At 71.8% G+C, this 10353-nt stretch carries 9 protein-coding genes, 3 tRNA genes and 2 pseudogenes; 6 read left to right on the plus strand and 8 right to left on the minus strand.

Features of this window, described 5'->3' with window-relative positions:
* Positions 1 to 430: 430 nt before the first annotated feature.
* Positions 431 to 859: pseudogene (locus tag LIU39_RS27060) on the plus strand (sulfatase-like hydrolase/transferase); the annotation flags it as partial.
* Here LIU39_RS27060 and LIU39_RS27065 read toward each other — a convergent pair.
* From LIU39_RS27065 to LIU39_RS27075, 3 genes are read right to left on the minus strand one after another with little or no spacing between them, the layout of a single operon-like run.
* Entirely contained in the window at positions 851 to 1666 is an 816-nt protein-coding gene (locus tag LIU39_RS27065; RefSeq protein ID WP_227049523.1) for a maleylpyruvate isomerase family mycothiol-dependent enzyme, read from the minus strand. The pseudogene LIU39_RS27060 and the gene LIU39_RS27065 sit on opposite strands and share 9 nt — an antisense overlap.
* A gap of 58 nt (positions 1667 to 1724) precedes the next feature.
* Positions 1725 to 2567 (minus strand): M23 family metallopeptidase, encoded by an 843-nt coding sequence (locus LIU39_RS27070; protein ID WP_227049524.1) that lies wholly within the window; start codon positions 2565 to 2567, stop codon positions 1725 to 1727.
* Between the two features lie 31 nt (positions 2568 to 2598).
* The gene (locus LIU39_RS27075) at positions 2599 to 3117 is read right to left on the minus strand and encodes an ArsR/SmtB family transcription factor (protein ID WP_227049525.1); all 519 of its coding nucleotides are present in this window, start codon (positions 3115 to 3117) and stop codon (positions 2599 to 2601) included.
* Positions 3118 to 3317: 200 nt separating this feature from the next.
* On the opposite strand from LIU39_RS27075, the gene LIU39_RS27080 reads away from it, so the two are divergent.
* Positions 3318 to 3980, plus strand: a complete 663-nt coding sequence (locus LIU39_RS27080; RefSeq protein WP_227049526.1) for a DUF4232 domain-containing protein — start codon at positions 3318 to 3320, stop codon at positions 3978 to 3980.
* Between the two features lie 94 nt (positions 3981 to 4074).
* On the opposite strand, the gene purL is transcribed toward LIU39_RS27080, so the two are convergent.
* From purL to purS, 3 genes are read right to left on the minus strand one after another with little or no spacing between them, the layout of a single operon-like run.
* Positions 4075 to 6324, minus strand: a complete 2250-nt coding sequence (gene purL, locus LIU39_RS27085; RefSeq protein WP_227049527.1) for a phosphoribosylformylglycinamidine synthase subunit PurL — start codon at positions 6322 to 6324, stop codon at positions 4075 to 4077.
* The gene (gene purQ, locus LIU39_RS27090; RefSeq protein WP_227049535.1) at positions 6321 to 7001 is read right to left on the minus strand and encodes a phosphoribosylformylglycinamidine synthase subunit PurQ; all 681 of its coding nucleotides are present in this window, start codon (positions 6999 to 7001) and stop codon (positions 6321 to 6323) included. Before purQ ends, purL begins: the two co-directional genes overlap by 4 nt.
* Positions 6995 to 7249, minus strand: a complete 255-nt coding sequence (gene purS, locus LIU39_RS27095) for a phosphoribosylformylglycinamidine synthase subunit PurS (protein ID WP_227049528.1) — start codon at positions 7247 to 7249, stop codon at positions 6995 to 6997. The genes purQ and purS overlap by 7 nt, the downstream gene beginning before the upstream one ends.
* Positions 7250 to 7548: 299 nt before the next feature.
* On the opposite strand from purS, the gene LIU39_RS27100 reads away from it, so the two are divergent.
* The 4 genes from LIU39_RS27100 to LIU39_RS27115 all read left to right on the plus strand — a co-directional run bounded on the left by LIU39_RS27100 (position 7549) and on the right by LIU39_RS27115 (position 8685).
* The gene (locus tag LIU39_RS27100) at positions 7549 to 7869 is read left to right on the plus strand and encodes a histone-like nucleoid-structuring protein Lsr2 (RefSeq protein ID WP_227049529.1); all 321 of its coding nucleotides are present in this window, start codon (positions 7549 to 7551) and stop codon (positions 7867 to 7869) included.
* Between the two features lie 118 nt (positions 7870 to 7987).
* Positions 7988 to 8059: transfer RNA gene (locus tag LIU39_RS27105), tRNA-Gly, on the plus strand.
* Positions 8060 to 8151: 92 nt separating this feature from the next.
* Positions 8152 to 8224, plus strand: a tRNA-Gly gene (locus LIU39_RS27110).
* Positions 8225 to 8612: 388 nt separating this feature from the next.
* Positions 8613 to 8685 (plus strand) — tRNA-Gly (locus LIU39_RS27115).
* 62 nt (positions 8686 to 8747) lie between these two features.
* Here LIU39_RS27115 and LIU39_RS27120 read toward each other — a convergent pair.
* Both LIU39_RS27120 and LIU39_RS27125 read right to left on the minus strand, forming a co-directional pair.
* Positions 8748 to 9647, minus strand: a complete 900-nt coding sequence (locus LIU39_RS27120) for a phosphoribosylaminoimidazolesuccinocarboxamide synthase (protein WP_227049530.1) — start codon at positions 9645 to 9647, stop codon at positions 8748 to 8750.
* 67 nt (positions 9648 to 9714) lie between these two features.
* Positions 9715 to 10353, minus strand: a pseudogene (locus LIU39_RS27125) (MFS transporter); the annotation flags it as partial.

Here is a 10353-nt window from a genome sequence, read left to right on the forward strand (position 1 = left end):
GGGGATCTGGATGAGTGCATGAACGGGGCATGAAACGTGCTTGACGCGGCCCTGCGGACGCGGCCTGGATTTCGCGCCATGCAGACCCCACAGCCCTTGGCGCGCCTGGCCTTCCGCCGGGCACTCCGCCCGGCGCGCCCCCTGGTGCGGCGCCGCCACGTCGACCTCGGCCGGCCGGCCGCCGCGCTCTGTCGCCGCGGATAGGGGCCGTCGCCGCGGCCTGCCCGCCCCCCCTGTGGGCCGGCCTTTCGGCCGCCGCCTGCGCCGCCTTCCCGGTGGCCCTGAGCGGCGCCACCCATCCCTTTCGCGGCACTTGGCGTACTTCGCCGTGCGCTGCCCGTGTGAGATGCGCTACGTGTCGCCCGCCCGCCGCCGCTGCTGCGCCGCCCTGCCGCGCCGCGGTCCGCCGCCACGACCTGGAGCCGCTTCGATGACCTCTGCCGGCTCTTCCCCGACCGACACATCCGACGGCCCTGCGACGTCACCGTTTTCGCGCCGTACCTTCGGCGGCCTGGCCGGGGTGGGGGCCGCGGCGGCAGTGGGCGGACTCGGGTCCGTCACCGCGGTGGCCGGGGCGCCCCGGGCCTCGGCCGCCGAACCCGCCTTCCGGGAGCGGGAGTTCCGTGCCGCGCCCGGAAGGCACGGCCGACGGCCCAACATCCTCTTCATCCTCGGCGACGACCTGGGCTGGGCCGACCTGTCCTCGTACGGCGCGCCCGGCATCCGGAACCCGCACCTGGACCGGCTCGCCCGCCAAGGCGTCCGCTTCGCCCAGGCGTACTCGGGCTCCGCGACCTGCTCCCCCACCCGCTTCTCCCCGCCCACGGCACGTACGCCAGGACCGGGCGCCTCAGCTCAGGACCGGAAGCTGGTCCCCGATGTCGGCGCGCTCCCCGCTGGCGTGGACGGTCGCCGCGGCCAGTTCCTCGGCCCAGGCCGCCCGTCCGGTGGCCAGCCGGAGCCAGGTCAGCGGGTCGGTCTCGACGACGTTGGGCGGGGTGCCGCGGGTGTGCTTGGGGCCTTCGACGCACTGCACCACCGCGAACGGCGGCACCCGGACCTCGACCGAGCCGCCGGGCGCCTTGGCCGCCAGCGCGTCCGCAAGCAGCCGGGTGGCGGTGGCCAGGGCCTGGCGGTCGTACGGGATGTCGGCGCCGGTCGCCGCCGCCAGGTCGTCGGTGTGCACGACCAGCTCCACGCAGCGGGTGACGAGGTAGTCGTCCAGCCGCATGGCGCCCGCCCGGCTCGCCACCAGCCGGTCGTCCGGCGCCTGCGGGAGTATCCCGGCGAGCCGGTCGGCTGCGCGGGCCAGCAGCGCGTCCAGGCCGTGCGGGGTGCCCGGGGCGCTCGCCGCGGCCAGGGCGCGGGTGTCGACGTCGATCCCGGCGGCCCCCGCCGCGGTCGCGAACGGCCAGTCCAGCAGTGCCGTCTCCTGCCGCGCCGGGGCCGGCTCCGCCAGGAGCCGCACCACGCTGCCGACCGCCATCTCCAGATGCGCCACCAGCTCGCGCACCGTCCACCCGCCGAGCCGGGTCGGCAGCACCAACTGCTCGTCCGTCAGGCCGTGTACGGCCTCGCGGACGTGCGCGAACTGGGCCGTGACGGCGGCCCTGGTCCTGGCCGGGTCGTACCGGCGGGTGCGCGTTCTGCGGGCGGCGGGCGACATGGGAACCAGCGTAGGCGGCACCACTGACAACGGCCGTGCTCCGCCGCCAGGAACGCGCTCAGCGCCCGGGAATCCCCGCGGCCGCCGCGTCGAACGTCTCGCCGTTGTGCGGGACGCCGATGCCGTGCCAGGTGAAGGGGACGCCGTCGGCGGTGTCCGGGTCGGCGGTGGTCATCAGCTGGAAGTGGACGTGCGGCTCGGTGCTGTTGCCGGAGTTGCCGCACCGGGCGAGCGGCTGCCCGCTGTGCACCCGGTCGCCCGGACGGACGGTGAGCGAGCCGCGCCGTACGTGGGCGTAGAGCGCGTACGTGCCGCCGCCCAGGTCGAGGACGACGTGGTTGCCGATGACGGCACCCGCGCCGCCGAGCGTGCGGAACACCCCCTCGACGACGAAGAGATACACCAGGGCCGGCCACGACGTACGGCTGAGGTGGTCGCGCCTGCGGTCGTCGGCGCGTACGACGGTGGCGTCGGCGACGGCGAGCAGCGGTGCCCCGAATGCCGGGAAGGCGGCGTTGCGGCGGGCCAGGGGCCACCGGCCGAAGCCGGGCCTGGCGCCCGGCTCGGGTTCGGCCACGATGTCGATGGCGTAGGTCTGGCCGTACGCCCGCGTGCCGTGGCTGGGGACCTTGTCGGCCGGGCTGTTGAGGGCCTTCCAGCGGCCGGTGACCGGCGCGCCGACCGCCACGGCCGCGCGTGCCTGCGCCGCTGCGGGCCCGGCCTCGGCGCGCGCCGCCCGGCGGTGGTCGCCGAACGCGATCAGCATCCAGAGGCCGAGCGGTACCCAGCCCACCCAGTACGGGATGTCGGCGAAGAAGCTCGCGACGACGATCGCCAGGAACGCGAACAGGCAGGCGCGGGCGGTGTTCTGAAGGAGTTTCCGCAGGGTCGTGGGTGTCATCCGGTTCTGTTCCCCCTGAAGTCGGCCGGGCTCAGTGCCCGGCGGCGGTCAGCATCACCAGGAGCGGTACGACGCGGTCGGCGGGCACTTCGTAGCGGCCGCGGGCGGCCGTGCGCAGCCAGCCGGCGGCCGTCAACTGCCGCAGGTGGTGGTAGATCTGGCCGGTGGTGCCCGTCCCGTCGAGCGCGGTGAGTTCGGCTGCGGTGCAGCGGCCGTCGAGGACCGCGCGCAGCAGCCGGAGCCGTACGGGCTGACCGAGCGCCGCGAAGACGTCGGCCGCGTCGGCCCAGTCGCCGTCCAGCACGGTGTCCGTGGTCAGCGCGTACTGCCACTCGTACGTCTGCCCGGCCGGGGTCCGTACGGCGCCGGTGTAGAGCACGCCGCCGTTCTCGGCGCCCAGGCCCGCGAGTTGGGCCTGGAGGCCGCGCAGCGCCCACAGCTCGTCCGTTTCGCCACCGGGAACGGGAACCGGCTCGGGACTGCCGGCCGCCGGGCGCTCCAGTGCGGCCAGGCGGCGTTCCAGCGCGGCCACCCGCTGTTCCAGATCCATGGAGCGAGATTACGTAATTACGTAAGAGTGAACAAGGGGGATTATGCCGGTCGATGGCCATTCGTCGGGCATCGTCGCAGGTCACGAGGGGTGCCTGTGAAGCAGATCACCACGGAAGCAGCGTGAAGCGTGCTGGGATGGGGCTCTCAACTGTTGGCATAGTGCAGCTTGTTGTCCTCAAGCTCAGTAGGGATCCCCCCATGCAGATACGTCGCACCCTCGCCTTCGCCGCCGTTGCCGGCGCAACGGTGTTCGCCACCGCCGCCTGCGGCCCGGACGACACCGCAGCCTCGTCGGGCGCAGGCAAGAGCGCCGACTCCTCCGCGAGCAAGGGCTCGGACGCCACCGGAGGCGACAGCGGCAAGACCGACGCGCCCGCGAAGAAGGCCGAATCGGGCACCACAGGCGGCAACGGCGGCACGTCCGGCGGTCAGGGCGGCAGCAAGGCGGCCGACGCCACCTGCTCCACCGACGGCACGAAGATCGAGCTGGTGAGCGCCGGCGGCACCCTGCCGGCCGTCGTCCTCAAGGCCACCAACACCGCAGGCAACAGCTGCACCATCTACGGCTTCCCCACCCTGGGTTACTCCGGCGCGCAGGCGGCCATCGGCGCCAACGAGGCGAGCAAGCCCCAGGCCGCGGTGACCCTGGACCCGGGCAAGTCGGCGTACGCCGCCCTCGTCCTCCCCAAGGACGGGAAGAACAAGCACCGCGAGACGAGCCTCACCGTCGGCCTGCGCGGCAAGGACATGGGCCCGGTCAACGGCCAGGCCACGGTCAAGGCGCCCGGCGTCGGCCTGGCGATCAGCGACGCAACCACCGTCAGCTACTGGCAGGCGGACCAGGCCGCCGCGCTCCAGTAGGACTGGCCGACGGCGCCGCCCCCCCCACCACCAGGGCGCCACCACGCAGAACGGGCCGGTCGCCTCTCGCGACCGGCCCGTTTCGCTGTCCCTGCTAGGCGATCAGGTTCGGAATCGTCGCCTCGTGCGCGTCCTTCAGCTCGCTCAGCGGGATGCTGAACTGGCCCTGGACGTCGATCTCTTCGCCGTCGATGACGCCGATGCGGGTGGCCGGCAGGCCCCGCGCGCCGCACATGTCCGTGAAGCGCAGCTCCTCGCTGCGCGGCACGGCCACGATCGCCCGGCCCGCGGACTCGGAGAAGAGCAGCACGAACGGGTCCGCGCCGTCCGGCACGACGACCCGCGCGCCCTTGCCGCCCTGGAGGCAGGACTCGGTCAGCGCCTGGATCAGGCCGCCGTCGGACAGGTCGTGCGCCGCGTCGACCATGCCGTCGCGGGAGGCCGAGATCAGGATCTCGGCGAGCAGCCGCTCGCGCTCCAGGTCCACCTTCGGCGGCAGTCCGCCCAGGTGGTCGTGGACGACCTGCGACCAGGCAGAGCCGCCCAGCTCCTCCTCGGTGTCACCCAGGAGGTAGATGAGGTGGCCCTCGTCCGCGAACGCGACCGGGGTGCGGCGGGTGACGTCGTCGATCACGCCGAGGACGGCGACCACCGGGGTGGGGTGGATCGCGACGTCGCCGGTCTGGTTGTAGAGCGAGACGTTGCCGCCGGTGACCGGCGTGCCGAGCTGCAGGCAGCCGTCCGCGAGACCGCGGACGGCCTCGGAGAACTGCCACATGACGGCCGGGTCCTCGGGCGAGCCGAAGTTCAGGCAGTCGGAGACGGCGAGCGGCTTGGCACCGGACGTCGCGACGTTGCGGTACGCCTCGGCGAGCGCCAGCTGCGCGCCGGCGTACGGGTCGAGCTTGGCGAACCGGCCGTTGCCGTCGGTGGCGAGGGCGACGCCGAGGTTGGTCTCCTCGTCGATGCGCACCATGCCGGAGTCCTCGGGCTGGGCGAGCACCGTGTTGCCCTGCACGAAGCGGTCGTACTGATCGGTGATCCACGCCTTGGACGCCTGGTTCGGCGAGGAGACCAGCCGCAGGACCTGCGCGCGCAGCTCGTCGGCATCGGCCGGACGGGCCAGCTTGTTCGCGTCGTCGGCCTGGAGCGCGTCCTGCCAGGAGGGGCGGGCCAGCGGGCGCTCGTAGACCGGGCCTTCGTGCGCGACCGTGCGCGGGTCGACGTCGACGATCTTCTCGCCCCGCCAGAAGATCTCCAGCCGGTCGCCGTCGGTCACCTCACCGACGACCGTCGCGATGACGTCCCACTTCTCGCAGATCTCCAGGAAGCGCGCGACCTTCTCCGGCTCGACGACCGCGCACATGCGCTCCTGCGACTCGCTCATGAGGATTTCCTCGGGCGAGAGCGTGGAGTCGCGCAGCGGGACGTCGTCGAGCGTGACGGTCATGCCGCCGGAGCCGTTGGACGCCAGCTCGCTGGTGGCGCAGGACAGACCGGCCGCGCCGAAGTCCTGGATGCCGACGACCAGCTTCTCGGCGTACGCCTCCAGGGTGCACTCGATGAGCAGCTTCTCCTGGAACGGGTCGCCGACCTGGACCGCGGGGCGCTTCGACGGCTTCGCGTCGTCGAAGGTCTCGGAGGCCAGGATCGAGGCGCCGCCGATGCCGTCGCCGCCGGTGCGGGCGCCGTAGAGGATGACCTTGTTGCCGGCGCCCGACGCCTTGGCGAGGTGGATGTCCTCGTGCTTCATCACGCCGATGCAGCCGGCGTTGACCAGCGGGTTGCCCTGGTAGCAGGCGTCGAAGACGACCTCGCCGCCGATGTTGGGCAGGCCCAGGCAGTTGCCGTAGCCGCCGATGCCCGAAACGACGCCGGGCAGCACGCGCTTGGTGTCGGGGTGGTCGGCCGCACCGAAGCGGAGCGGGTCGACGACCGCGACCGGGCGGGCGCCCATCGCGATGATGTCGCGCACGATGCCGCCGATGCCGGTCGCGGCGCCCTGGTACGGCTCGACGTACGACGGGTGGTTGTGCGACTCCACCTTGAACGTGACGGCGTAGCCCTGGCCGACGTCGACGACGCCGGCGTTCTCACCGATGCCGACGAGCAGCGCGTCCGTCTCGGGGGCCTTCTCGCCGAACTGGCGGAGGTGGACCTTGCTGGACTTGTACGAGCAGTGCTCGGACCACATGACGGAGTACATGGCCAGCTCGGCGCCGGTCGGGCGGCGGCCGAGGATCTCGCGGACCCGCTCGTACTCGTCCTTCTTCAGGCCCAGTTCGGCCCAGGGCTGCTCGGTGTCCGGCGTCTTCGCGGCGTGCGCGACCGTATCGAGCGTCATGCTGCGACCAACTTCTTCAGAATCGAGGTGAAGAACCCGAGGCCGTCGGTGCCCGCGGTCCCGATGAGCGGCTCGACCGCGTGCTCGGGGTGCGGCATGAGGCCCACGACGTTGCCGGCCTCGTTGGTGATGCCGGCGATGTCGCGCTGCGAGCCGTTGGGGTTCACGTCCAGGTAGCGGAACGCGACGCGGCCCTCGGCCTCCAGCATGTCGAGGGTGCGCTCGTCGGCGGTGTAGCGGCCGTCGATGTTCTTCAGGGGAATGTGGATCTCCTGGCCCGCGGAGTAGTCCGCCGTCCAGGCCGTGCCCGCGTTCTCCACCCGCAGCTTCTGCTCACGGCAGACGAAGTGCAGGCTCTCGTTGCGCAGCATCGCGCCGGGCAGCAGGTGGCTCTCGGTGAGCACCTGGAAACCATTGCAGATACCCAGTACCGGCATGCCGCCCCTGGCCTGCTCGATAACGGTCTCCATCACCGGCGAGAAACGGGAGATGGCCCCGGCCCGCAGGTAGTCGCCGTACGAGAATCCGCCGGGCAGCACCACGGCGTCGACCTGCTTGAGGTCCTTGTCGCGGTGCCACAGCGGCACAGCCTCGGCGCCGGCGACGCGGACCGCGCGCTGGGTGTCACGGTCATCGAGCGTGCCGGGGAACGTGACGACGCCGATGCGCGTCATGATCCGGACCCGTCGACGCGGACGGTGAAGTCTTCGATGACGGTGTTGGCGAGGAAGGTCTCGGCCATCTCGCGGATACGGGCGAGGGCGGCGTCGTCGACCGGTCCCTCCACCTCAAGTTCGAAACGCTTGCCCTGGCGGACGTCGGCGATCCCCTCGAATCCCAGGCGTGGCAGTGCGCGCTGCACCGCCTGCCCCTGCGGGTCGAGGATCTCCGGCTTGAGCATGACGTCGACTACGACGCGTGCCACTGGCACTCCCGGTGGTGTGGTGCGTAAGGCGGTTCCCTCACAGTACCGTGTTCGAAAATCTACGCGAGTAGATATGTACGCAGTCCATCACGGTCCGGTATCGGCAGGAGTGAGCGCCGGGGAAAATCCTCGAAAAGATCTAGGGTCCGGATTGCGGGATGACACGCTGAGAAAATTAACTGGGCTTCACAATGCATTGCTCATCGCTGTACAAATGAAAAAGCATTGATTCAGATCAGCAGGATCCGGAGCATCACCCCACGTCAACAAGGGGTTGCTGCACGAAAGGACCGATATCCGTGGCGCAGCGCGTAGTAGTAACGCTCTCCGACGACATCGACGGAGGAGAAGCCGCAGAGACGGTCACCTTCGGATTGGACGGGAAGACGTACGAGATCGACCTCAATCCCGCCAATGCGAAGAAACTGCGCGGCGCCCTCGCCCCGTTCGTCGAAGCGGGCCGTAAGCGGTCCAAGTCCGGCAAGGCGTACCACCGGACTTCGGTGACCCCCGACCCGGCGGCGGTCCGCGCCTGGGCCCGCTCGCACCAGATGGACGTGCCGCCGCGCGGCCGCATCCCGAAGAAGGTCTACGAGGCGTTCAACGCGGCCAATCACTAACCGACTTGCCGGCCCCTGCGGCCCTCGCACAGCCGACTTGCACTGCACCCCCACTGATCAGTTAGAGTCTGGAGCACGCCGAGGGGCGAGGCCGCAGGGCCGGACCTCACGGAGTCACGCGGGTGTAGCTCAGTAGTAGAGCGCCCCCTTTCCAAGGGGGAGGCGCAGTGTGCAATCCCTGTCACCCGCTCTGACAGTTCGTCCGGTTCTTTGGGCTCAACGGGCCTTTTGGATCAGGTAGAGTAGCTGTCGCGCCGCTCGGTGAAAGCCGGGTGGATGCCTGCGGACGTAGCTCAGTTGGTAGAGCGCAACCTTGCCAAGGTTGAGGTCGCGAGTTCGAGCCTCGTCGTCCGCTCAGCGAATGAAGACCCCGGTCATTGCGACCGGGGTCTTTGTCATTCCGTACGCGATTCGCCCGCGCCTGTTTCGCCCGGTGCCCGTTTCCTTGGAGGCCGTGGACTCTCCGTCCGGGCCGGCGGTGACGCGCGGCTCGGGTGTGGTGGTGGACACATCCTTGCGGGCCGGGCGCGTGGGCGGCGAAGAGGCCGGGACGGGCGAGCCGGGGCCTGTGCGGCGGGAGTTGGGGCATGGACGGGTGGGGCGGGCGCGAGCCGGGGACGTACGAGCCGGGGCCCGGCGGACGGTGCGGTCCGGCGGGGCGGCCCGGTGGAGCCCCGGGTTTGGCTATAGTGGTGCCCGCACCGCGCTGCGGGGGCCGGAAACGGCTGCCGGGTACGGAGTGTGCGGACGTAGCTCAGTTGGTAGAGCGCAACCTTGCCAAGGTTGAGGTCGCGAGTTCGAGCCTCGTCGTCCGCTCAGCGAAAAAGGCCCCGGCCGGTAGGAATACCGGCCGGGGCCTTTCTGTGTCCGCCGCGCGGTCAGGCCCAGCTGAGGCCGGTGAGGCGCTCGTACGCCTCGATGTACTTGGCGCGGGTGGCGTCGACGATCTGCTGGGGCAGGGCGGGCGGCGGGCGTTCGCTCGTGCGGTCCCAGCCGGAGGCCGCGGAGGTCAGCCAGTCGCGGACGAACTGCTTGTCGAAGGACGGCTGGGCGCGGCCCGGCTGCCACTGGTCGGCCGGCCAGAAGCGGGAGGAGTCCGGGGTGAGCACCTCGTCCGCGAGGGTCAGCCGGTCGTCCTGGTAGCCGAACTCGAACTTGGTGTCCGCCAGGATGAGGCCACGCTCGCGGGCGATGTCGCGGGCCCTGCCGTAGACGGCGAGGGTGGTCTGGCGCAGTTGGGCGGCGACCTCGGGGCCGACCTCGCGGGCGACCTCCTCGTAGGGGACGTTCTCGTCGTGGTCGCCGACGGCGGCCTTGGTCGCCGGGGTGAAGATCGGTCCCGGGAGTTCGGAGCCGTTGACCAGCCCTTCGGGGAGCGCCAGGCCGCAGACCGTACGGGACTCCTCGTACTCGACGAGACCGGATCCGGTGAGGTAGCCGCGGGCCACGCACTCGACGGGGACCATCCGCAGGGACTTGCAGATCAGGGTGCGGCCGGCCCAGTCGGCGGGGGCGCCGGCCGGGACGTCGGTGGACAGTACGTGGTGGGGTGCGAGGTCGGCGAGCTGCTCGAACCACCACAGGGACAGCCGGGTCAGCACGCGGCCCTTGTCCGGGATCTCGGTGGGGAGCACCCAGTCGTAGGCGGAGGTGCGGTCGCTGGCCACCATGACCAGCTCGCCCGCGGCGTTGCGGTAGAGGTCGCGCACCTTGCCGGTGTGGAGGTGGGTGAGCCCCGGCACCTGCACGGGCTCGGGCTTTTCTACGAAACCGGACACGCTGCCTCCGCGTAGGTTGATCCAGGGGTCGTGCCGATTCTCCCGTATGCCGGGGTCCGGCGGCGCCTCAGGGTCGGGTGCCGTGGCGCGCGACGGTGGCGAGCGAGAGCGCGGCCAGGACCGCGATGCCGGTGAGGATCGCCGGTGGCGACCAGACGCGGGTGAGCAGGGTGATCCCGTACGGGGCGCAGAAGCCCAGGTAGCCAAGGGCCCAGAAGCGCGCGGTGAGGCGGGCCAGGCGGTGCGGCGGGGCGAGGGCGGCGACCTCGGTGAGGCCGTACGCCACGCACAGGCCGTAGCCGCTGCCGAGCAGGGCCGCGGCCGCCAGCGCCACCGCGGGCTGGGTATGGGCCACCGCGAGCGCGGCGACCAGGAGGCCGGCGGCGATGGCGGCGAGTCCGCAGACGGCGGTGGCGATGCGGTGCCGGGTGGCGAGGCGGCGGGCGAGGGGGGCGACCAGGAGGCCGGCGCCGGGGGTGACGGCGGTGGCGATGCCTGCGTAGACCGTGCGCCAGCCGTCCAGATGGGTGTCGACCAGGCCGGGGAGGGTGGCGAAGGCGATGGTGGGGGCGGCGAAGACCCAGGGGGCCACGGGGACCACGAGGCGGCGGAAGAGCTTGGCGGCGGTGGGTGAGGCGGGGGCGGTGGGGGGCGTGGGGGCGGTGGTCGCCGCGGGTCGGGGGGTGGCGGTTGCCGGGGTGCCCGG

This window comes from Streptomyces pinistramenti, from assembly GCF_020564935.1.
Lineage (GTDB): Bacteria > Actinomycetota > Actinomycetes > Streptomycetales > Streptomycetaceae > Streptomyces > Streptomyces pinistramenti.

Bases quoted from the DNA above. Each gene is read 5' to 3' on its own strand.
- LIU39_RS27065 (WP_227049523.1), bottom strand. From the start codon at position 1,666: ATGTCGCCCGCCGCCCGCAGAACGCGCACCCGCCGGTACGACCCGGCC.
- LIU39_RS27070 (WP_227049524.1), bottom strand. From the start codon at position 2,567: ATGACACCCACGACCCTGCGGAAACTCCTTCAGAACACCGCCCGCGCC.
- LIU39_RS27080 (WP_227049526.1), top strand. From the start codon at position 3,318: ATGCAGATACGTCGCACCCTCGCCTTCGCCGCCGTTGCCGGCGCAACG.
- LIU39_RS27075 (WP_227049525.1), bottom strand. From the start codon at position 3,117: ATGGATCTGGAACAGCGGGTGGCCGCGCTGGAACGCCGCCTGGCCGCA.
- purL (WP_227049527.1), bottom strand. From the start codon at position 6,324: ATGACGCTCGATACGGTCGCGCACGCCGCGAAGACGCCGGACACCGAG.